Raw genomic sequence first — 23,134 nt, 5'->3', positions numbered from 1 at the left:
TATTTTCATAGCGGGCCGTTTTTGTTTAACCGTTTTAATCGTCCATCCCTCTGCCGCTGAACAAGCGGTTGATCATCTCCATCGAGAAGCCCCGATACGCCAGGAACCGACCTTGTTTGGCCCGCTCTTTGGCATCAATCGGCAGATGCCCGGAGAACTTTCGCTGCCACGTTTCCTGAAGTTGCTCCTGCCACCTGATACCACTTTCGCGTAAGGCGAGTTCGATATCGGCACGTTGCAAACCGCGCTGGCTCAACTCCTCACGGATTCGCAGAGGGCCATAACCGGAACGGGCGCGGTAGGAAACAAAGCTTTCAAGGTAACGAGACTCCGAAAGCAGCCCTTCTTCCGTCAAGCGGTCCAGGGCTGTTTCGATCATCTCCGCCGGAGCGCCGCGCTGTCGCAGTTTACGCGTCAACTCGACTCGACCGTGCTCACGACGTGCGAGCAGGTCCATGGCGGTTCGCCGCACCGCGACGAGGGTATCGAGTACAAGTGTCATTCAACGACTTCAAACGTCGACATCGGCCATATCGTCAACTTTATCCTTGGCCAGCGAAGCCTTGACGTCTGCTGCGGGAGCCAGCAGCTTGTCACGCAGTTGTTTCTCGAGCTTGGTGGCGATTTCAGGATTGTCCGCGAGGAACTTGGCCGAGTTGGCCTTGCCCTGACCGATCTTGGTGCCTTCATAGGCATACCAGGCGCCGGACTTCTCGACGAAACCGTGCAGCACACCCAGGTCGATCATCTCGCCATTGAGGTAGATGCCCTTGCCGTAAAGAATCTGGAACTCGGCCTGACGGAACGGCGAAGCCACCTTGTTCTTCACAACCTTGACGCGGGTTTCACTACCCACCACTTCGTCGCCTTCTTTCACTGCACCAGTACGGCGGATGTCGAGACGAACCGATGCGTAGAACTTCAACGCATTACCACCGGTGGTGGTTTCCGGGCTACCAAACATCACGCCGATCTTCATACGGATCTGGTTGATGAAGATGACCAGGCAGTTGGCGTTCTTGATGTTACCGGTGATTTTACGCAGCGCCTGTGACATCAAACGGGCTTGCAGGCCGACGTGCATGTCGCCCATTTCGCCTTCGATTTCAGCCTTAGGCACCAATGCCGCCACGGAGTCGACGATGATCACGTCAACAGCGTTGGAGCGCACCAGCATGTCGGTGATTTCCAGGGCCTGTTCGCCGGTGTCCGGCTGGGAAACCAGCAGGTCGTCGACGTTTACACCCAGTTTGCCGGCATACTCAGGATCGAGGGCGTGTTCGGCGTCGACGAATGCGCAGGTCGCGCCGGCTTTTTGAGCCTGGGCGATCACGGACAGCGTCAGTGTGGTTTTACCGGAAGATTCAGGACCGTAGATTTCAACGATACGGCCTTTTGGCAGGCCGCCAATGCCGAGTGCAATGTCCAGACCCAGAGAGCCAGTGGAGATGGATGGGATCGCCTGACGGTCCTGATCGCCCATACGCATTACGGCACCCTTGCCGAATTGACGTTCGATCTGACCCAGGGCCGCAGCCAAGGCTTTCTTCTTGTTGTCGTCCATTAAAGTCCTCACGTAATCAATAAGGCCTGACGGCCAACACCTGTATAAGTAGACAGTATTATTCCACAGCGTTCGTGGATCGCCTACCCCTGATTTTCGATTTCTCTTGCCGCTAGTCGCAGGAGCCCCTCTAGCGCGGCCTTCACCGTTTGTCGGCGGACTTCATCGCGGTTACCGGCAAAGTGCTGAACCTCGCTGCAAACCGCGTCGCCGACGCCCCACGCCAGCCACACCGTGCCCACAGGCTTGTTCGGTGTACCGCCGTCGGGGCCGGCCACGCCGCTGACGGCCACGGCGAACCGCGCCAGGCTTTTGTCCTGGGCGCCGCACACCATGGCCTCAACCACTTCACGACTAACCGCACCCACCGTTTCGAACAACTCGGCCGGCACATTCAGTTGCTGGGTTTTCTGGCGGTTGGAGTAGGTCACATAGCCGGCCTCGAACCACGCCGAGCTGCCCGGTATCCGTGTGATGGCTTCGGCAATGCCGCCGCCGGTGCAGGATTCGGCCGTGGTGACGTGGGCATTGAGCACTTGCAGACGTCGGCCCAGCTCGGCGGCCAATTGAGTGATCTCTTTCAAGGTGCTCTCCGGATCGTGTGGAATGCGTACCACCGTACACGAGCCGGATGCGCTTTCAATACACAGACTCATTCAAAATGTTCAGGCGCCAATGCTCTGACATAGGCCTGACAGGCCTGCAAGGCAATCAGTCCGCGATCGCCGGTGTCGGTGATGGCGACAATTCGTTGAGCATGCGCCGGGTCAAGTCGGGCGCGTACGGTTGCATGATCCACGCCGCCGGTACCGGCGGTGGCTGGCACCCGGCAGCCTTGGGCAACGTCGCCGGTGTCGAGAAGGACTGACAGGCGCACATCAGCAGTGGCAAGACGATCGCGCAGGCGATCCTGATCACGTTGGGCATCGCTCATCGCTCGATAGTGGGTTTGTTCACTGGCCGCAAGGCGTTGCTCCAGCGCCAGACGTTTATCCTGTTCGGCCTGTTGTGCGGTGGCGGCGGCCGTGGTCTGTTGATTGAGCGTTTCGGCGTTTAACCGAGCCTGCTCGGCCAACTGCCGACCGTAACGCCAGTCCTGAAACTGCCAGGCCAGCGCCGCCGCCCCCAAGGCCAGCAGCAAGACGCCAATCACTCGCCAGGGGATTGGCATAGCACTGCCCTCGCCCGCGCCCAAATGTCCAAGCGGTCCTGCAAACCGTTCAACCCGCCGTTGATGCGGCGGGTGATGGTGTTGAACTGTTCGCGGTCGGCCAGTTCGTTCAAGCCGTTCTTTTCCCAAAACCATGCCGCAGACTCGGCCGCCCATTGCGGTTTTTCCAGCAGCTCAGGCAAGGACAACAGGCGTTCATCACCGAACAGGCCAAGGCTGCACTGACGATAGTTGGCGCGCCCGGTGATCTGGATCAGCCCACGGCCACGGTATTTTTGCCCATCGCCGTCAGCCTCTGGCGTGTTGCCTAAACGTAACGCCAGGGTCCCGGTGTCGTATTTGCTCAGGTACTGGTTGTTGCCCAATTCGCGCACGAACTGCAACTGCCCCGACTCGTGGCCGATCTGCGCGAGGAATGCAGCGATACGCTTGGGCGTGTCGATGCGATGCCTGGCCATGGCGTTATTGAGCGCAGAAACAAAAACGCCCGCTTGGGAGCGGGCGTTGGGCATGATGTTGATAAGGTTGTTTTCAGTTATTTGCATAATGCGTAATCCTCCCTGGATGCTCCGATTGAATCATGGTTGGGGGTTAATGCCTGCCAGCCATTGTTTGCCGGAGTTTTCGGGAACCGGTATTGACCTTGATGCCTGCAGATTTAAAGCGCTCCTTCCAACCAGCGCGGCGCTGCCGGACGATGCTCGCTGAACGGGAAGAAGGAACCCTGAGGCCAGTCGCGTAATTCACGGCGATAGGTTTGCAATTCGGCGTATTGCTCGGTGGTCAGTGTGGTACCGCCACCGTCTTCCAATTCATCGCGGTCACGCGCCACTAAGCCGTCGGTGGCGGCTAATTGCGCAGTACGCCAGCGGCGCTCAATGTCGGTTGCTTCTTCTGCCGACGGAGGCGGTGGATCGACAAGAATGGGGTAGCCGTTATCCGCGCGCACTCCAATCACTTTTGCAGTGACGGCCAGTTGTTGCAGCAGCGAAATCCAATAAGTCTGAGGAATCTCGATGACATCAGCGGGAATGTCTGTGGAGTTGATACCCGGTACATAAACGCCCCGGGTGCTGGCGCTGAACAAAACGTTATGCAAATTCATTCAATAGCCCTTCGCGAAATAATTGATTCCCCAGCCCGCTGCAAGGTTACCGCCGAAATCACGAACCTTGAGCTTGCAGCCTTGTTGCTTTCCTGAGCCCGCGAGCAGGATGACCATTGCCCCGTCGCCGCCCGCATGGGTGGCCACTAGTGAAGAAAACGAAGTAGGGAAGGAAATTGGAAATGTGATGTCGACTTCGCCCTTGGCATCCGTTGTGCCGACGCCCCATTGGTCTATGTTGCCGCTGGCAAACCGTTGATAGCCGACGTTGCCGTTAATGCCGGAATGGGCGGTGGCGAACCGATCGCTGACCGACCCTCCGTACAGCCGCCATTGGTTGGCAAGTTTGATCAGACACGCGGAATCACCGAGACCGAGCTTCAACGAACCGATCGTACCGTTACAGGTTTCAATTTGTTCGTTAGCGGCGGGATTGATGGTCAGCACACCGTTGCCCGCATTAATTACGTGAAGTGTGCTGGCATGGGTGATGCCATTAATGGAGGGCAGCGTTGCCGTGATCGGCGTTGCACTGGAAAAACTCGCCACGCCCCCAACGTTGGCCATGGTCAGGGCAGTGCTCGTCGCGTATGAAATGAATCCGGAAAACTGCAATCCCGCGCGGACCACGAACTCGGTAGTAGCGACCGTTCTCCCTTTATCAAACTGCGGGGCAGTCACGAAGAGGTTGTTACTGCGCAGCGCACTGAGTAGTTGATTATTGGAGGCCTCCGTCGGGGTCAGGCCCGCGCCTTGGATGACCGTCAACAATTCCTGCGTAACACCATTGCCCCAACTGGCCGGAATCAATGATCCCGGTTTGCCCGTCAACAAATCCTCATCTACGAACTTGCCATCCACCAACCCGGCGCTGGGAACACTCTTGGGATAATCCATGACTCATCTCCTGATCTAAAAATACATTCGCGCGGGGCTTTATCCCGCATCGGCCTACAACCATTGCGGCACTCTCGGTCGAGACACCGCTGCCGGGAAGGCGCCGGATTCGGGCCAGTCACGCAACGCTTGCCGGTACTCAAGCAGCTCCAGATATTGCTGGGCCTTGAGCGTCGTGCCCCGGCCGAGTTCCTGTTCATCGCGATGGCGAGTCACCCACCATTCGGTGGAGGAAAGACTGGACTGACGCCAAGTGCGCGCCGCTGTCAAGGGCTCTTGTTCTTCGACTGCGGCCTTCGGGATAACCACAGGATTTTCTGTTACGAGCGACGGCTCATTGCCAGGAAGAAGTTCGCCGACCGGCGCACCGATTTCGACCTTCATGCCTTCCGGAACCGGCACCATCGACTCGACGAAGGCTGGAGCGAACAGTTGGGTGATCAGGTAGTCACCGGTATCGATCAGTTCGACCGCAACACCGTTTTCCACTCGTGCATAACGGGCCATTATTCGTACTCCCAGATTTCACAAAAGGCGTTGCCGCCAGCGCCGCTGAGCACTGACGCGGAAGCATTGGTCGAGCAAGAACCGCTACCACCCGAGCCACGACCGCCAGAACCACCTGCTCCATTTACGCCCACGCGGGTGGCACCACCATCAAACGGGCTGGCGCCCCCCGCCCCGGCAAGCACTCCCCAATTGGCGTTGTACATCCCGTAATCACCGCCAATGCCTCGAGCATTGGAAAGACTGCCACCGGTCACGGCCTGCCCTCCAGCGCCACCCCGAACAAAACCGACGGCCGTTGCCGTTACAGCACAGGTAAGAATTTGCCCACCTGCTCCACCCGCCGCGCTCATGTAAGTACCAAAGGATGCGCCTCCACCCGTCTGCCCCATCGCGTTACGCGCTGCGCCACCTGCACCCAGCGAAACTGGCACACCGGCCAACATTTCCGGGGTCACGTCATACAGGCTTTCCGCATAGGCTCCCGAACCACCGCCGCCGCCGATACTTTGATAATTCGCAGCGACAGGTGCACAACCGCCGCCGGATCCACCCGCCCCCACCAAGCGAACGCGAATGCGTTTGGCTTTGGGATTGGGCTTGTAAACCGTAATCCCGACCGTCTCGAATTGCCTGACCGCCAGTAGCCGCCCCACCGCGTCGGTGATGCCGTAGCCACTCAAGCTCGTCGGGGTGTTTTTCAGTTTGGTGAAATCGACCAGGGCCCCGATCGCCGTCGCCAATTGATCGGTTTTGGCTTCATCCGGCGTCAGTCCGGCCGCTTTGATCGCATTGAGAATTTCCTGTGTCACGCTGTTGCCCCAGGCAGCTGGGATCAACGAGCCCGGAGTTCCGGCCACGGGGTTTTCATCAACGAAACCGCCGTTGACCAGGCCCACACCGGGGATGGTTTTTGGATAGTCCACGTACGAACCTTCTAAGTTTTACAGGCAGCCGAATGCCGGCGACTCAAGCGCGCCGGCATAATTTTTATAGGGTGAATCAGACGGTAGGCGAAGCAACCAAAGGGGCTGGCGCCGTCGGCCAATCGATAAGCGAAGGATAATTTGGCTGCTGCTCAATCCGAGCCAATGCCAGCGCGTAGCGTTTCCACGCTTGCAGTGTCGTCAACTGATCACTGCTCGCCTCCCCCAACTCATAGGCGTATTGCAGAGAGGCAATTCGAATGACCACTTCACGCAATCGGTTGTCACGATCGATCTCTGCCTTCGCGACAAGCCCTGTACGCTCGGCTTCGGCATCCAGTGCCCAACCATCATTTTTCCAGAAGTGGTAGGCATCAGGACGGGCCTTGGCCGTCAGTTCGTCGGACAGTGAGCCCAACTGTGTCCAGTACTGAGAGTTGCCATTGTCTTTGCGATAAACCGTGCGGTTACGCAAATCGACCAATTGCAAAGCTTGCCCATCGCGCCATGCCCAGACATAACCGGGCTTGGCGATGGACAGTACTTCCGGCAGCTCGATGGCATTGCCCGGTACGACTTTCCCCATGCCTGGATAAACCGGCAGTTCGACAGGTCCGGTCAGTTCCTGGGTAAATTCGTTAACGTAGTAATAAGCCATAAAGACCTCAAATCAGTTTAAGGCGACCTGGATAGGCGATGTTGCGGGGTCGAGCCATTCCCCAATACGGTTGGGTAAAGTTCTCAATGCCCGTAGCGCCAACGTAGTAAGTAAGGCCGGTGAATGCGGTCGGATCCGCTCCGATCGTTGCCAGGTTGCCAATTCCGTGAACCGCCGGGGCGAACCCGTTATCACCGGCGATGTTGGTGCCCGTCTGCCAGGAGCCGGCCACTCGACCCGCATCGATATTGCGTTGCTCATCCAGCATCCGCAGGAACTCGCCGCGAACCTCCGGCCCGCGAAAGGTCTTGATACCGTCACCGCTGCTCCAGCCACCCGCGCGGTCAGCTTCCGCGCGCAACATCCCCGATTGAACAGCGTGATCCCAGAGCCACGGCCATTCGGCACGCAGAAACTCACGACCGTTGAGTGCGCCATATCCACCTGGGCTTAGCGCGGTCGAAGTCTCAACAACAATCCGTCCCAGAGCGCTGTTATCAAAACGCCCGACCGGCCACCAGCTACCAGAACCGTCGCTGCGCAGGTGCCACCAGTCGCCCGCCCCCATCAACACCAGAAAGGGATAACCGTTTGGCGACAGATGAGTATGAAATCTGATTCGATCATTACCGGCGGCTTGCACGACCAGTCGGTTGGCGCTGTTATCAGAACGACGAACGACGACATCTCGCACACCTGAAAGCGAACTCACCGACGGTAACGTGATCGTTGCGTCAGCCGAACTGGCACTGATCAGGACAAGTCCCAGCTCATCGGCGATCAATGTCTTCGATCCAGAAACCTCCAGCACCTGCGATGCCATGGGGCTGGCAAGGCTGAGAAGTTTCTTCAATGCTGCTAACAGTTGGTTGGTAGCGCCTTCAGCTGGCTCGATCCCGGCCGCTTTGATAACCGTCAACAATTCTTCGGTGACGTTGTTGCCCCACACCGCGGGAATCAATGAGCCCGGCGTGCCCGCCACCGGGTTTTCATCGACAAAGCGGCCATCGACCAAGCCGACGCTGGGGACGCTTTTTGGATAATCCATATTTAACTTTCCTTTTCCTGGGACATTGATGGGCGATGCCGACAACGCGGCATCCGTTCACTCGGCAGTCATCCAGGCAGGCTTTTTCGGTCGAGAGCGCTTGGAGGGAAACTTTTTAGCTTGAGGCCATTTGCGCAACGCCTGCAGATAGGTCAGCAGCGTCTGGTATTCAGCGTCGGACAGAGTGGTGGTTTTCATCAGTTCAACTTCATCCCGATGGCGATCACGCAACCAGACAAAGCGATCAAATTCCTTGTCGCGCCACGCCTTGGCTTCGGTCGAGGTTTGCTCATCTGACAGGGGGGGCCGCTCGACCAATACCGGCAGACCTTGATCATCATGGGACCGCTCAGTGCCAGCGGCGGGATTGGCAATCACCGACTCATAGCGCTCGTCGTCAATCTCAACGGCATCTACTGGAAGGTTCGTGTGATAACCCGACAAGTAAGTATTGCCAGTGGTACGGCTATAGAAACGTTTCATGTCAGTTCCCCACACTAAGGACACTGACAAAACCTGATCCTCCGGAGTTGCTCAATACTTGAACTTGGCCAGGATCAAAATACGACACCAAAGGGGGAGTGACGATATCGAAAAATGGTGCGTTCCCACTATGGGAATAGCTCGCCCATGCGCCGCGACACTGGTTTCGAAAAGCCATCGGCCATGGTTTTGATACATAAGTTTTGTCTGTAGCAATCGTGATCAGAACCCACTGGATCATGAAGCCCCCCAGCCAATTCGGAAACGCGATGTACCCGTTCTCCCCAAAGCTGTAGGAGACGCCTAATCCGAGTTTCTTCGGTGTGACAATCGAAGTGTCATCCGCCGCTGCATTGACCTGTGCTTGAGTCGCAACTCGCGCCCAACCAAAGACGGTTTCAGTCGCCTGGATTACTTTCTTTTCGATGGCCTGAAACACCCGCAACGGGGTCATCAGTCGGCTGTTGCTGGTGCCCGACTCGGCCTCCTCCTTACTGGCGAAAGAATCGCTTTTATTCTTTTCGACAATGGCCGAAATGGCCGCTTTGAGCTGAGTACTGTTGTTCTCATCCGGCACCAGACCGGCGGCAGTAATTACGTTGAGGATTTCATCCGTGACGTTGTTACCCCACCGCGCCGGAATCAACGACCCGGGCGTCCCCATCAACGGGTTCTCATCAACAAACTTCCCATTCACCAAACCGGCGCTGGGCACACTCTTCGGATAATCCATCCCGTCATTCCTTCCTAGTCATAGTTGATGTGCACTTTGGTATGCGCCGGTGCGCTGCGGTGGATCAGGCATTCCAATGCCGAGCCTGGGTTCACGCCGAAGCGCTCGCCCCAGTAACTCGCGCCGAATCGCCGGCCGAGCAGCAGGCGGCCGCCGGTATTGAGCGTCCACATGAACTGCGCTTCCCACGTGCCCCAATGCGCGGCACCGAAGCGCGCGCGGCCCATGCGTGGGGCTTCGTGTTCGGTGATGGTGGCGTTGGGGTAGCCTTGGCTTTTGGCGATTTCGAGGTAGTAGCCGACGGCCTGGCTGCCGACCGCGAGCAAGCGGCGGCGTACGGCGAGGCGGCGGTCGTCGAACAATGGCGTGGCGCCCAGACATGGGTCGGGCAGGTCCATCACCCGCTCCCAGTCCGGCACCAACTCGCTGACGCCGGCCGGGTCCATTTCGTTGAGCAGGTCGGCGGCGCGGGCGTCGAGGCGGGCCAGTTCGACGGCGACGCCTTGCAGCACTTCTTCGAGTTCCGGCACATGCTCCGGGTCCCATGCCGGGCCGCTCGGCAGCAGGGCGCGCAGTTGCGCCTGATATTGCGCGGCGGTTCTTATGCCCCCCATACGCAACCTCCAAAGGTCAGCAATTCGCTTTGACCGGCCGGTACATCAGCGGCCGGTGCGGTCAACGTGTGATCGTATTCACCGCCGGCACTGCTGATGGCTTCGCGGATATGGCTGATCAGCAGCGGCACGCCCAAGTCGGCTTCACGGTTGTGCAGGTCGCGCAGTTGCGCTTCGACGGCGGCGCGCACAGCGGTGGTGTCCGGGTTGACGCTTTTGAAGCGATAGACCACCGGCACCTGGATCGGTCGCTGCACATGGACCTCGGCGGTCACCGGGCGCAGCGGTTCGATGTAGTCCTGAACCTCGGCCAGTTGCTCGTCGTTGGGCACCGGTTGCGGATCTTCATCACGCATGATGAACACCGTTACCGTGCCCGGCCCGAGCAAACCACCCCGGCACCATGCGCGCGTCACGCCCGGCACTTCCAGCGCCCAGGTCTCGTAGTCGCTGGCCGAGCCGCCATGCGGGATAACGCGATAGGAACGGATCACCCGCGAGCGCAGCGATTCCAGGCTTTCCCGCGCCACCCCACCGCTGAGACCCGGCGCCAGCACCAAGAAACTGTTGCCGACGACACCGGCAATCGGTTGCACCGGCGTCAGTGCCAGACCCGCATCAGCATTGCCCAGGCTGCCGGCGTCGAGTGCGGCGATGGTGGTGCTGTTGCTGCCATTCACCGTGGTGCGCGAAGCGGTGACTTTGTAGGTGCGACCATCGCTTGATTGCAGCAGTGTGTCGGCGTCCAGAACAGCGCCGGCCGTCGCGGTAAAACTGACGCTGCCGGTGGCCACTTGCGCGGGTTTGCGCGGCTGATTCAGGCGCAATGCGGCGATGCGTTCCAGGGTCGATTCATCGGCTTTGTCCGGCAAAATCTGCTCGGCAATCCAGTCGAGGTAACCGTACAGACCATAAGCGGCGCCGCCGAGGGCACGGGCCAGCACTTGCGCATCGGACTGGCGCAGCGAATCGCCGGCCAGGTCGCTTTGGGTGCGCTTGATCAGCACCGGCAGCGAAGGGGTTTCAAACGGCATAGATCACCTGCCAACTGTTATCGGGGTTGATGTCCAGACGTTCGCCGTCGGCCAGGGTCAGGACCGTGCGCAGGTTCAGACGCTGGGCGTCGAGGCGTTCGCTGATGATGTCGATGGCGCTGCAATGGCCGTCGTCAATCAGCCATTGCAGGGCTTCGCGGGCATAGAATTCGGCGTCCATCTGGGTCTGGCGGGTCAGCTTGACCCGGCGCAACAGCCACAATCGCGAACCGATGCGGTCGTCGGCGACGGTGGGAAATGTGTCGCCCCACCAGCCGTAGCGTTCGTCGTCGTCGAGGGCGTCGTCATCGGCGGCACGGCGCCAGGTGAACAGGCTGATAAGCACGGCGCGGGTCAGCGCAGCGTGGAGGTTCTGGCTGATCAACATCATTGGCCTCCTGCCGGTGCACCGGTCTGGCCGTTGCCGGCCTGTACACCGACGTGCACATGTTTGATCTGGCTGATGCCGCCAGCCAGTTGGTCGCCGCTGGAAACGATCTTGCCGGTCTGGTTGATCACCGGCGTATCGAAATTCACAGCGGTCGTGGCGCGGATGTTCAGGGTGGCGGTTTCGATATCGATGATCCGGCCACGCTTGAAGTGAATCTTGTCGCCTTCGTCGGTGTAGATCGCCACTTCACCGGAGGCCAGCGATTGCAGGCGATAACGGCGGTCGGCGATCACCAGGGCGATGGCGTGTGAACGGTCACCGCCGATAAACGTGACAACACCTTCAGCGCCGGCCAGTGGGTTACTGGTAAAGCCGTAAGGTTCGAAGTGCTCCATGTCATCGTTCACTTCGCCAGCGGTGAGGCGCATTTGCAGCGATTGCAGCTTGGATGCCGAATGGGCGAGCACGACAGTGCCGCGCGCCAGCAGGCGTGTCAGTAGGCTCATGAATTGTCCTCAAAGAGCAGCCCCGACACGAAAAAACGTGGGGGCGGGTGTCAGGCTCAGGTTTTTTTCGGGGGGATTGGATCGGGATCGAAGGTATGCGGCGGAGCCACTTGCAGGGTCGTCACCGAGCCCTGCGCCGACAGCGAATACGTCACTTTGGAGATCAGCATGTCGCCATCGAAATCGAGCACCGGATCCTTGACCTTCACCAGCGTGTTATGACGCCACAGATCACCGTTGGACTGGCGCCATCCCTGCACTTGATAAGTGGTGGACTGCGCCCGGCCCATGCGGGTGGCGCTCTCCCATTGGGCCCGTTGCTGGGCCAGCTCGAAAGTCAGCGCCGTGCCCTCGTTAATAATCGTGGTACGCCGCCGCTTGAAGGTCAGGTCGGCCGCCGTGGATTCAACTTCGCTGACCGCCGCCCCGCTCTTCTTGTCCGAGCCTTTCTGCTGGCCGATCACTCGGTATTCGGAGAACACCTGGCTTTGATCCATCGCTGCATTGGCCGACAAAATATTCTTGCCCAACTCCAGCGCATCGCTAGCGCGCCCGCCACTGCCAGGCTTGGCCAACACCAACCGGCCCTGCTCGTCATCGGTGGAAAACACCCGCAACAGCGAGAGCAAACGGTCGATCGACTGAAAGACTGTTTCTCCCGGCACGATCGTGTGTTTGGTCAACCGTGCGGTCTCGGGGATTTCGTTGACGACCATCAGCGAATACTCCATCGCCAGTGCCTGCACGATGCTCAGTAGCGGTTGCTCCTGCCATTGATTGGGTCGGTTGGTGGCGGCGCAATCGACCAGGTCCTGAGTCTTGGAGCTGCCCTCGATACTCAGGCTGATCTGCCGGCCGTCATAACGAATCGGCGCCTTGAACACGTAACCGGTGAGCACCAGATCCTGGCCGATTCTCACTTCGCACGGGTCGCCCGGTTTGATCCGCTGATCCACCGTCTGCCCTGGCCATTGCCAGGTGATGTCGAGTTTGAAAGTACGGAACTGGCGCTCCAGATCAGCGCTGATTTCCACGCTTTTCCAGCCGCCGTATTCCATGTTATTGACCGTCAGCGTGACGCGGTTATCCATCTCGCTCATGGCTTACTCCCTGGACACGTTCACGTCGTTAGGTGAAAAGCCCGGATGGTTCATCGCATTGCTCTGAGTCACTTGAGTCACCCGTGTAGCATCGGCAAATTGCTTGTAGGCCACGACCAGCGCCGGCAGGCTTTCCTGGAACGATTTACTGATCTGTCGCACACCGGATGACGCCACAGCCTTGAGATGCGCGATCAGCGCTTCCTTTACATCATTGATTGCCTGGTGATGCTTGGGATCGGCCTTGTCCAGCATCGGATCAATGGCCGCCCCGATAGCCTTCTGCAGAGCTTTCATCTCATCGGTCACCGGTACTTCCTGACGGGTCACCGGTTGATCCGCCTGCTGAGCCACCGACGGTGTCGATGACAATTTCACCGCAGGGGTCGCTATCGGCATCGACGCCACCCATTGCGCCACTTTCACCAGCAGCGTGTCCTGCACCAGATCGGCCATGGCTTGCGCCGCCGCGTTGGTGTCCTTACCGGTGGTGATCTTCGGCGCATCAGCCTTGCGGATGGCTTCGAGTTGTTGGGACACGTCGGCAATCACGCCACGGTAGCCTTCCTTCGCGAATTCCTTGAGTTCTTTGATATCACCAAGCAAGCCCTTGAACTCGGCCGCCACTTCCTTGGGCAATTCCTTGACCGCTTTGACCAGTTCGGTGATTTGCCTGTACTGCTCGATCAGCGGTTTGAGCTGTTCCTTGATCACCTCGTACACCCCGGTAAGGCTGTTGCGCAGATTGGCAATGCCGATTCGCGCAGCCTTGATCAGAGTCATCGCCTGTTCGAAACGCGCCACTGCCGAACCCAACAGTGTGTCGGCTTTGGCCAGCAGCACTTTCTGGGTGCTGACGGTGGCGGTCGGAAAAGGCAGCGGTTTATCGGGGTAAAACTTCAACGCAAAAGTCACCAACCCGCCGTCCTGGCGGGTGTGGGTCATGTCGCATTCGCCGACCTTGACTTGCAGGCGGCCGAGCCATGGGTGCACCAGCTCACCGCTGCCCGCCTCCAGTGCCTTGAGCAGCTTGTCGCGCTGCTCCAGACAGTCGGCACCGATGATGAACGCCGTCAGATCATGGGTCTTGGCCTGCTGGCCAAGGTCCTCGAAAAACGGCAGATCGCGTTGCGGATACTCATGCAACTGACCTTTGCGACCGACCGGGGTTTTCGCCTGATCGATCCAGAACCCGACACCGCGAAACGATGCCGGCAACAAACGGTCACGCCAGTTCATTGGAACCTCCTGCCGACAGCGAGCGATAGCCAATGCGCGAAGACAGCGCCAGGCCCGGTTGATTGGTTTGCGGTTGATCGGTGCGCAGCCCCGCCGGCGCATTTTCGAAGCGCACGGTCAGGCCGCCTTCGAGTTGCGTACGGTTGTTGGCGGCGCTTTGCTGGATCAGGGCGCTGGAGGTTTGTGGCAGCGAACCGCCCTGCAACACACCGTTGGACGATGTTTGAGGGCTTGCGCCAAAGAACGCCGGCGCCAGTTCCCCCTTGCCTTCTGCATTGGTCTGCTGTTGCGCCTGAGTCAAGGTTTCGACCTTGCCGGTGACCTTGGCGATCAACCCGGCGAAACCACAGTCGAACAACTCCTTGATCGGCGCAATGACGGTTTGCAGCTTTTGCCACAACTCGCCGAACCACTCGGTGATCGGCCCCCAGTTCTTGATGATCTGCCCCAACGGCGTCCATTCGAACATGTTGTGCAGAAACTCCAGTACCGGCGCAGCCAGCGCCTGCACCACACCCCACAGCGCCGAAAATACTTCGCTGATCGGCTGCCAGTACGTCGCAATCTGTTCCAGCGGCGACCACTCGAACAGGCTCTGGAAGAAGCTTTTGATTTGCTGAGCCGAAGTTTGCAATGCGGCCCAGACCGGTTCGAAGAAGGCCACGATACTGCCCCAGTTGTTGACGATCATCCCCAGAGGGGAATAGTCGAACAACGTGCCGAAGAAGTCCTTGATGGCTTGTGCCGCCGGTTGCAGCGCCGTCCAGATCGAGGCAAAGAACCCGGTGATCGCCCCCCAGTTGTTGATGATCATCCCCAACGGTGTCCAGTCGAACAGCCCCTTGAGGAACGACATCACCGGCACACTCAAGGCCTTGAGCAATTCCCAGATCGCCGAAAACAGACCGGTCAGCGGCGCCCAGTTTTCCAGGATCATGCCGGCGGGCGACCACGAGAAAACACTTTTGAAGAAGTCAAAGACCGGTGCGGTAACCGCTTTGACCTTGTCCCAAATGCCCGAGAAAAATCCCGTGACCGGGCCCCACAGCGCCGCCAGTGCGTCCAGTGGTCGCCAGTCGAGCACAGAGCGCAACGTCGCCATCGCACTTGCGCCGGCGTTTTTCACGCCCTCCCACATGCCCTTGAAAAAAGCGCTGATCGGCGTCCAGTTGGCATAAATCAAACCGGCCGCCAACGCGATGCCCATCGCGATCAACATGATCGGATTGGTCTTGAGCACCATGCTCATGACGTCCATGACCTGGGTCATACCGGTGACGGCGGTTTGCATGGCAGAGAAGGCAATCGCCCCCGCCGCCAGGCCTTCGACCAGTTTCGGGTTGTCGGCGAGCAGGCTGCTGACCTGGTTCAGCATCGGTTCCAGCCCGACCACCAACGCGCCGACTGCCGGCACCAACGCCGCATCCACGGCAGCCGAGACCTTCTCCATCGCCGCACTGAACACGTTCATGTTCTGCGCAGCCACTTTCGGTGCGGCAGGCAGGTCGACGGTTTTCGCCGCCTCGCTGACTTCGGTCAATTTGCCCTGAAATGCCGCCGCCGACTTGATGCCGTCCACGAACGGCGTGATCACGCTGCCGCCCTTGAACAGCCCGCTGATATCCAGTTTGCCGAGGCCGGTCTGTTCGAGGTTTTTCTTGAAGCTATCGACTTTCACTCGCAGGGCGCCGAGTTTGGGCGACAACTCATCGATGCCGGTAATCAGCACCGATGTTTTGGGGTTGCTATCTGTGTCTGCCATCACTGCACCTGCTGCATCGCGTTGATCCGTTGCGCGTGCTCCAGCGATTCGCGGAGCACATCCAGTGGCCTGGCCATCATCTGTTCGGGGTCAACCTTCCAGAACCAGGCCAGGTCATAGGCGACGGCGATCAGGTCGGTGATGGCGCCGACGCCGCACTCATGAAAAAACTCGCAACGGCCCAGCTCAGCGCGTTGAGGTCAGCCAGATCCAACTGGTTGACCGACGACGGCGGAATGCCGGCGCACACCGCGATGTATTTGGCCGCGACGTCCATGTCGAGGCTGACCTCTTCGCTCTTGTCGATCTTGTACGGCAGCGCCTTGATCGCTCGCACTTCCTGCACCGTCGGACGGCGCAGGACGAGTTCGGTCAGGGGCTCGCCGTGAGCTTCGATCGCAACTTGAAGCTTCACGGCGCCGCTCATTGCCAGGTCCCCTTGATGCCTTCGAATTTCAGTTCGATGGTGGCGTCATCGCCTTTGGAAACGGGTTCTTCGACCAGGTACGCACCGGCCAGCACGTAGACTTTGCCGTTGCTGAATTCGCAGGTGACGGTGATGTCCGTGCCTTCGATCAGCTTCTTCAGCGGGAAGTCGGCGGTGTGCAGCGCGGTCACTTTGAACGACGGCGCGATATCGGTTTCCTTGTAGAAGCCGGGTACGACGGTTTCGCGTTTGACCGCCATCAGCGGGGCTTCGCAGCCGCCATTGATAGTCAGTTGCGCGCCGTCGACTTTGACGTAGCAGGTGCCTGCAATCAGTTGACCCATGGTGTTACTCCCTTCAATAAAAAAGCCCACGCGAGGTGGGCTGAATGCTTGACGCTAAACGCGGTTATCAAGCCGCGTCGTCGTACTGCAGACGGAATTGGTTGAGCAGTGCGAACACGCGCAGACCGTTGATGTAATCCGGCGGGAACAGCACGTTCACGCGGCTCGGGTCCTGCACATCGCGCTCGACGATCAGGTGCTCGGCGAACAGTTCGGCGTTCTCGACGTGGCCTTCCAGTTCGAGCTTGGCGTACTGGGCAATCAGCTCACCGCGAATGGTGCTCGGGGTAACGATTGGCTGGCCGGCGCCGAAGCGGGTGCCGTCGGAGGCCAGTTTGTGGCGACCGTATTTGCTGGTGATCACGCTTTGCAGACGACGCACGATGAACGCCGACTGGTGCATGGTTTCGCTGTCCAGGTAGGAGTTGTCGGCCTGGCCGTAAGCGTTCTTCTGGTAAGTGGTGATCGAACGCTGGATGCGCACGTAACCGCCTTCGTAGTAAGCCGTGGCGATGCCGTAGTTGAGCAGCGACTGACGCTCGGTCAGGGTGAAACGCTCGCTCGCCGGCGCCGGGTCGACACCCGGCAGGCTGCCGCTCTGGGTCGGACGGCTGGCGTCGGCGGAGATGAACACCGACGTGCGTGCGGCCAGTGCAGCGGCTTGAACCCAAACCGGTTGCGGTACGCCCGGCTCCAGCGCCTGAATGGTCATGTGCTGGTCGTTGCGGGCCTGGCCAGCGGCGACCAGAGTGCCGACAGTGCCGCGCTTGGCGCTGTAGACGTGACCGAACAGTTGCTTGGCCCAAGACCAGCGACCGGTGCTGTCATCCATGACCGCTTGCCAGGTGTTGAGGGTCGACAGATCCGACCATGGCAGCGCGATGAATTCGAACGGCTCATCGCCCAGCGCCGCGACCGCAGCGACCTGATCCGGTACACCGACGCCGCCGGTCATGGCGGTAATCGCGGTGGTCAGGCCAGCCGGGGTTTCTTCGCCGTTGCTCTTGCCCAGGCGATTGAATTGCAGGCTGATGTCGTTGCCGCTGTCGCCAGTCCATTTCGCGGACAGGGTCACTACACCTTCAGCAGCCGCAGCGCTGACCGGCAGATCGGCGGTGGCGTTGATTTTCTGCGCCAGCGCAGTGGCCGCTTGTGCCGCCGTGGCACCGTTGACCACGGTGGCTTGCACACGCACACCACCAACATACAGGTTGAGCACGCCAGCCTGAGTCGCGGTGCCGGTCAGGGTCAACACGCCTTTGGCGATAGCGCCTTCAACGTTGTGCAGCGGCAGGCACCAGATCTCGCCGATCGGGTCAGCCTTGCGGAAGGTCTCGTACATCGAGGCGAGCATCGAACCTTGGCCGCCGATGCTTTTCGCCAGCGCGACGCTGGAGACCAAAACCAGTTTGCCTACTTCGGTCGGCGCGATGTTGTCGTTGACCTGGGCCACGATCAAACGGCGCATGGCCGAGGTCGCGCTATTGGCGGCCGAGTTGTCCATTTCGGCATAGAACAGCGGTACACGAATGTCCGCGGGGATGTTGCTGAATCCGATCGCCATTATTTGGCTCCCTGTGGTTTAGCCGCTTTTGCGGTTTTGAGTGTGATATCGCCGTCGGTCAGACGTCGGCGCCACCAGGCGCTGTCCAGCACTTCACGGCCTTCAAGAGGCAGCAGATCGCCCGCCTCCGGGTCTGGCACGGCACGACCAGCGGCCGGCACTACGGTGATGCGATTGCTCATGGGGTTACGTCTCCAGAGAAAGTCAGTTCCACGCGCCCATCGGGGCCCGGGCGTTTCAGGTTGGGGTCAGCGGGGTCGATCGCATCGACCCGCACGGTGGCCCCGGTAAAGGACGACAAACCGTCCAGTTCACGTTCGTGCCAACTTTCCGCAGGCTGACTCGGCAGATTGCGGCCAAGCTGGAACTCGGCAAAAAAGCGCAGCCGGTAAAAGACGCGGCTGCTGTTGATCGACACCATCTCGCCGCCGTCATAAACGATGGCGCTGTAGTCGGCATCGGCTTTGAAACCCACCAGCGCACGCCACAGTTCGGCGCGCAGGTCGTGCAACAAATCCAGCGCTTTTGTAGCGTCGCTGGCGTCAAGCACCAGAACGATGTCGAAGCGGTCGCGGATCGGTTGGGTGGTGAGGTTTTGGGCGGTGCTGTTACTGGCGAGATCGGCCAGCGGTGTGACGTGGGCCGAAGGTGTCGGCAGATCGGCGTTGCCTTGCAGCAACGCCAGATCGACACCGACGGCAATGTGATTGGCAAGGCCAGGGCATTGCGCACGCAACTGCGTGAGGATCGGGGTGATCTTCATGGTGGTGTTCCAGAATGATGGGAATTACCGCAGGCCCCCATGTGGGAGCGGGCTTGCTCGCGAAGGGGACGGCGCATTCAACATCGATGGCGACTGACACAACGCTTTCGCGAGCAAGCCCGCTCCCACATTGAGTTTGTGCAGGGGTCAGGTCTTGGAGTCGAGGCCGGTTGCCTCGATCAAGCAGCGATAGCTTTCCTCGCGCTTGCCGCTGGCGGTGACCTTTTTGATCGACCAGCGACCGCGCATGAAGTCCGGCCAGGTGTCATCGAGCACCAACAGGCCTTCGGCGGCCAGCAGCGGATCGCCTGGGCAGGTGACCTTCAGCTTGTATTTCTCGCGCAGCATCTTGCGCACTTCGGCTTCGCCGATGGCTTTGGCTTCTTCTTCACTGGCCTGTTTCTGGCGAATGACCTTGTAGGGCTCGGAACCGGTTATCACCTCGCGCAGTTTGCCGGCGGCGATGTCCCAGAAGCAGGTCTTGCATCCCTGGTTCTGGGTACGAGCCGTCTCTTCCAGTGTGGCGCTGATGAAGGCGTGATCACCCGGGCGATTGTTGCTGGTCACCGACAGCCTGACGTTCGGTATCACCTGGCCCGAAAGGTTTTTGAGCTGCGCAGGTTTCGCCAATACGTAGAGGTCGTTGAACGGTTTGGCCACCGCGTCGTACTTGAGCGCCAGCCGCGTGATGAAGCTCATGTCGGTTTCGTTCGACTGATCAACATGAGCAATCCGGATCAGCGCCAGCTCGGGATCGACGCGCGGCGAAAAACCGTGCGGCGAGACCAGTTCGCGAAACAGTGCGCCAAGGGTGGTGGGGCCATGACTGGCCGTGCGCCGTTCCTTGAATCGGGTCTCATCCTTGCCGCTGAAAGGCGCTGCAGTAGCGACCAGCGTCAGGCGCAACGGGAACAGCGTCGGGGTCAGTCGAGTCACCTTGAACTGGCCCTTTTCGACCAGCCCGGACTCCAGATAGCCAACCCGCAGGCCGATTTTTCCGCCCAGGGTCGGCAAGCCTTCAAGGCCTTCCAGGTCGATCACCAGTGTCAGCTGATCGGACTCCATCCCGGCGGCATCAATGTGTTCCCAACTGATCAGGCGCTGGTTCAGCAGGGCATGGTTGGCCCCGTAGATTTCGATCGCCGGTGTAAATCCCTGTGCCATGCAACCTCCTTAATCCCACGCCAAAACCGGCTTGATCGCGGCGGGTCTGCTGTCGAGTTCCGGCAATGTCACCCAGATGCCCGCAGGCAGGATCGGGCCGTGCTCGGCCAGGGTTGAATTGAGTTTCCACAACGCTTCTTCGGCCTGATCGTCTGACCGGCCCGACTCGCGGTACAGCAGTAGATTGACCGAATCGCCGGCCATGCTTCGGACCTTACGCATTGTTGAACTCCGCCAGTTCAAGGGTCCAGTCGACCACCATCGCCGTACCATCATCGATGATGCAGGTCTGGGTTTCCTGAACCATGGTGATTCGCCACAGGCCCCAATTACGGCCGATGCCATCAATCAGCGGTAGCGGCACACGAAGGGCTTGCAGCGCCCGCAGCTCATCCAGCCGATCCATGGCCACGTCGTACATTGATTTACCGGTGATGGTCAGGGTTTCGGGTTTCTGGCCAATTTGATGGGACTTGGGTTTGCTGGTGAGAATCTGCAGTTCCGTCCAGCCGCCGTCGGACTTGCGCAGAAAACTGCTGTAGGCAAAGCCGCGTGACAGGCCAAAGATGAAACTGCCCAGGGCCATTTGTTGTTTCATGTGGCGACTCCATCGGTCAGGGCTGCGTCACGACGTGTGGCGAGGGGATTGGTCGGCATGATCTGGCCCAACTGCCCCATGGTTGTTTGCACCACCAGATTGGCCAGTGCCTGGGCGCTGGTCTGGTCCTGACCATTGATGTTAATGGTTGAGTTGAACGTGACCGGCTGGCTGGCGGCTGTGGTGGCAGGTGCCCCGGGGATCGTGGAGGTCGCCGAGGTCGCGATGAGGTCTTTACTGACCTGTGCAGGTGAGCCGAGACGATCGACTTGTGTCCCTAGCTTGTCGCCCAGGGAATCACCGATCGCGCCCCCTGCCATGCTTCCGAGCCACCCGCCAATTGCCGTGCCCACACCGGGCAAAATCAACGTGCCAAGTGCTGCACCGACGGCGGCCCCAGCAGAAGACCCGGCCAACGAGGCCCCGGACGACACGACGGCACGCTTATCGCCCTTCATGACGCCGGTGACCATTTCATATCCGGCACTGAGCAACCGCAGCGGCGGTGCCCGTTTGGCAAGCAGTCTGCCTGCCCTGGCGTAAGAACCGGACAGTGAAGCGGCCGGTGCAGGACTGACGGCTGATGACCCAGCAAATGCCGTCATGCTTGCCGGCCAGGACGTGCCGGACATGCGGGGCAGAACGGGTCGTGCGGGCGACGCCGGCGGTGCACTGATCCGTGGTGGCCGAGGGGTCACCGTGCGGGGGCTTTTCCCGCCTCGACCGGTTTGTTCACGTCTGACTCGAGGCTTGATGCTTGACCGGCGAGGCTTGAGTTTGTCGCCCGTCCCACCACCCAGCGGTTTACAGCAGCAGTCATGGCCCGCGCCATTTCCGGCAGACGTTTTCTTGGCTTTCGGGTCTTCAATATCGGCAATCAAACCGCCAAGACCGAGCGGCAATTTTGAAGCGACGCCCTTGAGCAGTTTGTCGGTGAAATTGCCGAATGCCTTGGCCATCACCGCCACCACGATGGCCGACAGTCCAACGCCCGCAAGGGCCAACGCCGTCGAGGTCTTGGGATGGGCTTCAGCCATATCGGCCACGCCATTAGTCATATTCGTCAGCGAGTCCAGCGTGCCGGTCGCATCCGGCGCCAACGCCGTGATCAGACGATTGAGACTGGCATCGAACGCGTTCCAGCTTCGCTGAGGGTCTTTGCCCGCAGGCTCGGCACTGCGTTCAATCGCGCCGCTGTAAGCCGGTGTCAGTGGATCATTAGGCTCGAGCAATGAAAGCGGCGCCTTTGCCTCCCCGGGCTTGCCCATCCACTGGCGCACGCCCCCCTCACCCTTGAATGGCGATGCGAGGCTGCTCTGGGTCGCTTGCGAGGGCACAAGCGTCGACGTTCCTTCCAGTTTGGCCGGAGCGACCAGCGAAAACGCTTTTTGCAGGTCTTCGGGTTTCGCCAGCAGTTTGCGTACACCGTCGTCGCCACTGAAAAGTGTCTTGATCAGCTCCGTTTGCTGCTCTGCCGGTTGTTGCTTCAATGCCGCCAACGCTTTGACAAGGTTGTCCGGTACGTTTTCGGTCAACTTGCCAGGATCAAGGCCCAACGCCTTCCACGCCGACTGCTCGGCCGCCGAGCCTTGGATGCCTTTGCCCAGGGCTGCGCTGATACTTTTCACCGCCGCGCCGGCATCGGCTTTGTCGACATCAGCGTTGAGCAACGCGGCTGACAGCGCCGCCAACTGCTCGGGCAGGATCGCCACTGCAACGGCCGACTCGCCGGATTGCTGCACGACCGAGCCGATGTCGGCAGCCGTCGCATTCAGTCCGCTGTTGCCCAGATGCTGAGTCGCATCGGCCAGCAGCTGACCTTGAGTGCGATCCAGTTTCATCGACACTTGCCAGGCCGACAGCATTTCACCGGCCGACTTCAGGCTGATGCCGAACGCCGACGCATTGACCGCTGCATCCTGGGCAAAGTCCAGCAGCACCTGTTCCTTGTCGGCGCCCTTGAGACCCGCGCCAATCCCGGATCGGCCAGCCGCGACTTCGACCTGCACCAGATCCACGACCGTCGCCCCACTGCCGGCAACTCGTTTGTCGGTGGCCAGTTTAAGGTTGGCTTTCGACAGCGTGTCGAGGTCGCCACTCAGGCCTTGAACCTGCTTGATCTGGGCCATGGCGGCTTCCAGGGCCATGTCCGATTGCAGGTAGGCCGGAGGCGAGCGTTGTTCAATCTCAGCCTTGAGCTTTGACTTGCTCTCACCGCCAGCCGCCGGCGCGGCAGTTACCATTGGCACCTTGAACGATGCCAAGGCTGTGTTCAGCCCCAGGACAACGGCGCCGAGTTTGATCTGTTCACGCACCAGACTGCGGATGTCCAGGCTGGCCGTGATCAGCGCCTCTTTCAGTTCGGACAGTGGTTTGATCAGGCTGTCTGTGGCCGATCCCCCTGCCGACAAACCGGAACCCGCGCCGCCGGTTTGCGCGGCGTACATCAGCGAAAACGATGTGTCTGCCATGCCGCTCTACTCCTGTTTCACGCCAAGGCGAGTGATCGCTATGTCGTAGCGGCGCAACGCCTTTT

The 23,134-nt window shown here is 59.8% G+C and carries 29 protein-coding genes; all 29 read right to left on the bottom strand.

Features of this window, described 5'->3' with window-relative positions; translation table 11 throughout:
* Window positions 1–34: 34 nt before the first annotated feature.
* Entirely contained in the window at window positions 35–502 is a 468-nt protein-coding gene (recX, locus tag K5E40_RS21585) for a recombination regulator RecX (RefSeq protein WP_221732503.1), read from the bottom strand.
* A gap of 9 nt (window positions 503–511) precedes the next feature.
* Complete coding sequence (gene recA, locus K5E40_RS21580) at window positions 512–1,564, bottom strand: recombinase RecA (protein WP_221732502.1); 1,053 nt, start codon at window positions 1,562–1,564, stop codon at window positions 512–514.
* Window positions 1,565–1,647: 83 nt separating this feature from the next.
* Entirely contained in the window at window positions 1,648–2,148 is a 501-nt protein-coding gene (locus tag K5E40_RS21575; protein WP_221732501.1) for a CinA family protein, read from the bottom strand.
* A gap of 68 nt (window positions 2,149–2,216) precedes the next feature.
* Complete coding sequence (locus tag K5E40_RS21570; protein WP_221732500.1) at window positions 2,217–2,735, bottom strand: lysis system i-spanin subunit Rz; 519 nt, start codon at window positions 2,733–2,735, stop codon at window positions 2,217–2,219.
* Complete coding sequence (locus K5E40_RS21565) at window positions 2,714–3,280, bottom strand: glycoside hydrolase family 19 protein (protein ID WP_221732499.1); 567 nt, start codon at window positions 3,278–3,280, stop codon at window positions 2,714–2,716. The genes K5E40_RS21570 and K5E40_RS21565 overlap by 22 nt, the downstream gene beginning before the upstream one ends.
* A gap of 113 nt (window positions 3,281–3,393) precedes the next feature.
* Window positions 3,394–3,840 (bottom strand): phage tail assembly chaperone, encoded by a 447-nt coding sequence (locus tag K5E40_RS21560; RefSeq protein WP_221732498.1) that lies wholly within the window; start codon window positions 3,838–3,840, stop codon window positions 3,394–3,396.
* Window positions 3,841–4,737 carry a gp53-like domain-containing protein gene (locus K5E40_RS21555; RefSeq protein WP_221732497.1) on the bottom strand — a complete coding sequence of 299 codons (897 nt, stop codon included), beginning with the start codon at window positions 4,735–4,737 and terminating at the stop codon, window positions 3,841–3,843. It abuts the gene before it with no gap.
* Window positions 4,738–4,791: 54 nt separating this feature from the next.
* The gene (locus tag K5E40_RS21550; protein WP_221732496.1) at window positions 4,792–5,244 is read right to left on the bottom strand and encodes a phage tail assembly chaperone; all 453 of its coding nucleotides are present in this window, start codon (window positions 5,242–5,244) and stop codon (window positions 4,792–4,794) included.
* Window positions 5,244–6,170, bottom strand: a complete 927-nt coding sequence (locus K5E40_RS21545; RefSeq protein ID WP_221732495.1) for a hypothetical protein — start codon at window positions 6,168–6,170, stop codon at window positions 5,244–5,246. The genes K5E40_RS21550 and K5E40_RS21545 overlap by 1 nt, the downstream gene beginning before the upstream one ends.
* Window positions 6,171–6,246: 76 nt before the next feature.
* On the bottom strand, window positions 6,247–6,828 hold the full coding sequence (locus tag K5E40_RS21540) for a tail fiber assembly protein (RefSeq protein WP_221732494.1): 582 nt from the start codon (window positions 6,826–6,828) through the stop codon (window positions 6,247–6,249).
* Between the two features lie 7 nt (window positions 6,829–6,835).
* On the bottom strand, window positions 6,836–7,876 hold the full coding sequence (locus tag K5E40_RS21535; protein ID WP_221732524.1) for a phage tail protein: 1,041 nt from the start codon (window positions 7,874–7,876) through the stop codon (window positions 6,836–6,838).
* A 57-nt stretch (window positions 7,877–7,933) separates the two neighbouring features.
* Window positions 7,934–8,359, bottom strand: a complete 426-nt coding sequence (locus K5E40_RS21530; RefSeq protein ID WP_221732493.1) for a phage tail assembly chaperone — start codon at window positions 8,357–8,359, stop codon at window positions 7,934–7,936.
* A 1-nt stretch (window position 8,360) separates the two neighbouring features.
* Window positions 8,361–9,092 (bottom strand): hypothetical protein, encoded by a 732-nt coding sequence (locus tag K5E40_RS21525; RefSeq protein WP_221732492.1) that lies wholly within the window; start codon window positions 9,090–9,092, stop codon window positions 8,361–8,363.
* A gap of 14 nt (window positions 9,093–9,106) precedes the next feature.
* Complete coding sequence (locus K5E40_RS21520; protein WP_221732491.1) at window positions 9,107–9,706, bottom strand: YmfQ family protein; 600 nt, start codon at window positions 9,704–9,706, stop codon at window positions 9,107–9,109.
* Entirely contained in the window at window positions 9,694–10,740 is a 1,047-nt protein-coding gene (locus K5E40_RS21515; protein ID WP_221732490.1) for a baseplate J/gp47 family protein, read from the bottom strand. The genes K5E40_RS21520 and K5E40_RS21515 overlap by 13 nt, the downstream gene beginning before the upstream one ends.
* On the bottom strand, window positions 10,730–11,128 hold the full coding sequence (locus K5E40_RS21510; protein WP_221732523.1) for a phage GP46 family protein: 399 nt from the start codon (window positions 11,126–11,128) through the stop codon (window positions 10,730–10,732). Before K5E40_RS21510 ends, K5E40_RS21515 begins: the two co-directional genes overlap by 11 nt.
* Window positions 11,128–11,637, bottom strand: a complete 510-nt coding sequence (locus tag K5E40_RS21505; RefSeq protein ID WP_221732489.1) for a phage baseplate assembly protein V — start codon at window positions 11,635–11,637, stop codon at window positions 11,128–11,130. Before K5E40_RS21505 ends, K5E40_RS21510 begins: the two co-directional genes overlap by 1 nt.
* Before the next feature lie 56 nt (window positions 11,638–11,693).
* Complete coding sequence (locus K5E40_RS21500; protein WP_221732488.1) at window positions 11,694–12,737, bottom strand: phage baseplate assembly protein; 1,044 nt, start codon at window positions 12,735–12,737, stop codon at window positions 11,694–11,696.
* A gap of 3 nt (window positions 12,738–12,740) precedes the next feature.
* The gene (locus tag K5E40_RS21495; protein ID WP_221732487.1) at window positions 12,741–13,976 is read right to left on the bottom strand and encodes a DNA circularization protein; all 1,236 of its coding nucleotides are present in this window, start codon (window positions 13,974–13,976) and stop codon (window positions 12,741–12,743) included.
* Window positions 13,963–15,738: a phage tail protein gene (locus K5E40_RS21490; protein ID WP_221732486.1), complete on the bottom strand. Its 1,776-nt coding sequence runs from the start codon at window positions 15,736–15,738 to the stop codon at window positions 13,963–13,965. The genes K5E40_RS21495 and K5E40_RS21490 overlap by 14 nt, the downstream gene beginning before the upstream one ends.
* Window positions 15,739–15,868: 130 nt before the next feature.
* Entirely contained in the window at window positions 15,869–16,165 is a 297-nt protein-coding gene (locus K5E40_RS21485) for a phage tail assembly protein (RefSeq protein ID WP_007908778.1), read from the bottom strand.
* Window positions 16,162–16,509 (bottom strand): phage tail tube protein, encoded by a 348-nt coding sequence (locus tag K5E40_RS21480; RefSeq protein WP_007908779.1) that lies wholly within the window; start codon window positions 16,507–16,509, stop codon window positions 16,162–16,164. The genes K5E40_RS21485 and K5E40_RS21480 overlap by 4 nt, the downstream gene beginning before the upstream one ends.
* 67 nt (window positions 16,510–16,576) lie before the next feature.
* A complete protein-coding gene (locus tag K5E40_RS21475) occupies window positions 16,577–18,073 on the bottom strand; it encodes a phage tail sheath subtilisin-like domain-containing protein (RefSeq protein WP_221732485.1) in 1,497 nt (498 codons plus the stop codon).
* Window positions 18,073–18,255, bottom strand: coding sequence for a DUF2635 domain-containing protein (locus K5E40_RS21470; RefSeq protein ID WP_221732484.1), 183 nt, complete (start codon window positions 18,253–18,255; stop codon window positions 18,073–18,075). The genes K5E40_RS21475 and K5E40_RS21470 overlap by 1 nt, the downstream gene beginning before the upstream one ends.
* On the bottom strand, window positions 18,252–18,836 hold the full coding sequence (locus K5E40_RS21465) for a hypothetical protein (RefSeq protein ID WP_221732483.1): 585 nt from the start codon (window positions 18,834–18,836) through the stop codon (window positions 18,252–18,254). The genes K5E40_RS21470 and K5E40_RS21465 overlap by 4 nt, the downstream gene beginning before the upstream one ends.
* Window positions 18,837–18,983: 147 nt before the next feature.
* Window positions 18,984–20,000 (bottom strand): phage late control D family protein, encoded by a 1,017-nt coding sequence (locus K5E40_RS21460; RefSeq protein ID WP_221732482.1) that lies wholly within the window; start codon window positions 19,998–20,000, stop codon window positions 18,984–18,986.
* 9 nt (window positions 20,001–20,009) lie between these two features.
* Entirely contained in the window at window positions 20,010–20,222 is a 213-nt protein-coding gene (locus tag K5E40_RS21455) for a tail protein X (RefSeq protein ID WP_221732481.1), read from the bottom strand.
* Window positions 20,215–20,598, bottom strand: a complete 384-nt coding sequence (locus tag K5E40_RS21450) for a phage tail protein (protein ID WP_221732480.1) — start codon at window positions 20,596–20,598, stop codon at window positions 20,215–20,217. Before K5E40_RS21450 ends, K5E40_RS21455 begins: the two co-directional genes overlap by 8 nt.
* Window positions 20,595–23,069 (bottom strand): phage tail tape measure protein, encoded by a 2,475-nt coding sequence (locus tag K5E40_RS21445; RefSeq protein WP_221732479.1) that lies wholly within the window; start codon window positions 23,067–23,069, stop codon window positions 20,595–20,597. The genes K5E40_RS21450 and K5E40_RS21445 overlap by 4 nt, the downstream gene beginning before the upstream one ends.
* Window positions 23,070–23,134: the final 65 nt, after the last annotated feature.

Origin of the sequence: Pseudomonas baetica (genome assembly GCF_019733355.1) — a bacterium.
Classification (GTDB): Bacteria; Pseudomonadota; Gammaproteobacteria; order Pseudomonadales; family Pseudomonadaceae; genus Aquipseudomonas; species Aquipseudomonas baetica_A.
This window is presented reverse-complemented; position numbering and strand designations above follow the sequence as displayed.

Excerpts from the sequence above, each read along its gene's own strand:
- recX (WP_221732503.1), bottom strand. The coding sequence starts at position 502 with ATGACACTTGTACTCGATACCCTCGTCGCGGTGCGGCGAACCGCCATG.
- recA (WP_221732502.1), bottom strand. The coding sequence starts at position 1,564 with ATGGACGACAACAAGAAGAAAGCCTTGGCTGCGGCCCTGGGTCAGATC.
- K5E40_RS21570 (WP_221732500.1), bottom strand. The coding sequence starts at position 2,735 with ATGCCAATCCCCTGGCGAGTGATTGGCGTCTTGCTGCTGGCCTTGGGG.
- K5E40_RS21565 (WP_221732499.1), bottom strand. The coding sequence starts at position 3,280 with ATGCAAATAACTGAAAACAACCTTATCAACATCATGCCCAACGCCCGC.
- K5E40_RS21560 (WP_221732498.1), bottom strand. The coding sequence starts at position 3,840 with ATGAATTTGCATAACGTTTTGTTCAGCGCCAGCACCCGGGGCGTTTAT.
- K5E40_RS21555 (WP_221732497.1), bottom strand. The coding sequence starts at position 4,737 with ATGGATTATCCCAAGAGTGTTCCCAGCGCCGGGTTGGTGGATGGCAAG.
- K5E40_RS21550 (WP_221732496.1), bottom strand. The coding sequence starts at position 5,244 with ATGGCCCGTTATGCACGAGTGGAAAACGGTGTTGCGGTCGAACTGATC.
- K5E40_RS21540 (WP_221732494.1), bottom strand. The coding sequence starts at position 6,828 with ATGGCTTATTACTACGTTAACGAATTTACCCAGGAACTGACCGGACCT.
- K5E40_RS21535 (WP_221732524.1), bottom strand. The coding sequence starts at position 7,876 with ATGGATTATCCAAAAAGCGTCCCCAGCGTCGGCTTGGTCGATGGCCGC.
- K5E40_RS21530 (WP_221732493.1), bottom strand. The coding sequence starts at position 8,359 with ATGAAACGTTTCTATAGCCGTACCACTGGCAATACTTACTTGTCGGGT.
- K5E40_RS21525 (WP_221732492.1), bottom strand. The coding sequence starts at position 9,092 with ATGGATTATCCGAAGAGTGTGCCCAGCGCCGGTTTGGTGAATGGGAAG.
- K5E40_RS21520 (WP_221732491.1), bottom strand. The coding sequence starts at position 9,706 with ATGGGGGGCATAAGAACCGCCGCGCAATATCAGGCGCAACTGCGCGCC.
- K5E40_RS21515 (WP_221732490.1), bottom strand. The coding sequence starts at position 10,740 with ATGCCGTTTGAAACCCCTTCGCTGCCGGTGCTGATCAAGCGCACCCAA.
- K5E40_RS21510 (WP_221732523.1), bottom strand. The coding sequence starts at position 11,128 with ATGTTGATCAGCCAGAACCTCCACGCTGCGCTGACCCGCGCCGTGCTT.
- K5E40_RS21505 (WP_221732489.1), bottom strand. The coding sequence starts at position 11,637 with ATGAGCCTACTGACACGCCTGCTGGCGCGCGGCACTGTCGTGCTCGCC.
- K5E40_RS21500 (WP_221732488.1), bottom strand. The coding sequence starts at position 12,737 with ATGAGCGAGATGGATAACCGCGTCACGCTGACGGTCAATAACATGGAA.
- K5E40_RS21495 (WP_221732487.1), bottom strand. The coding sequence starts at position 13,976 with ATGAACTGGCGTGACCGTTTGTTGCCGGCATCGTTTCGCGGTGTCGGG.
- K5E40_RS21490 (WP_221732486.1), bottom strand. The coding sequence starts at position 15,738 with ATGGCAGACACAGATAGCAACCCCAAAACATCGGTGCTGATTACCGGC.
- K5E40_RS21485 (WP_007908778.1), bottom strand. The coding sequence starts at position 16,165 with ATGAGCGGCGCCGTGAAGCTTCAAGTTGCGATCGAAGCTCACGGCGAG.
- K5E40_RS21480 (WP_007908779.1), bottom strand. The coding sequence starts at position 16,509 with ATGGGTCAACTGATTGCAGGCACCTGCTACGTCAAAGTCGACGGCGCG.
- K5E40_RS21475 (WP_221732485.1), bottom strand. The coding sequence starts at position 18,073 with ATGGCGATCGGATTCAGCAACATCCCCGCGGACATTCGTGTACCGCTG.
- K5E40_RS21470 (WP_221732484.1), bottom strand. The coding sequence starts at position 18,255 with ATGAGCAATCGCATCACCGTAGTGCCGGCCGCTGGTCGTGCCGTGCCA.
- K5E40_RS21465 (WP_221732483.1), bottom strand. The coding sequence starts at position 18,836 with ATGAAGATCACCCCGATCCTCACGCAGTTGCGTGCGCAATGCCCTGGC.
- K5E40_RS21460 (WP_221732482.1), bottom strand. The coding sequence starts at position 20,000 with ATGGCACAGGGATTTACACCGGCGATCGAAATCTACGGGGCCAACCAT.
- K5E40_RS21455 (WP_221732481.1), bottom strand. The coding sequence starts at position 20,222 with ATGCGTAAGGTCCGAAGCATGGCCGGCGATTCGGTCAATCTACTGCTG.
- K5E40_RS21450 (WP_221732480.1), bottom strand. The coding sequence starts at position 20,598 with ATGAAACAACAAATGGCCCTGGGCAGTTTCATCTTTGGCCTGTCACGC.
- K5E40_RS21445 (WP_221732479.1), bottom strand. The coding sequence starts at position 23,069 with ATGGCAGACACATCGTTTTCGCTGATGTACGCCGCGCAAACCGGCGGC.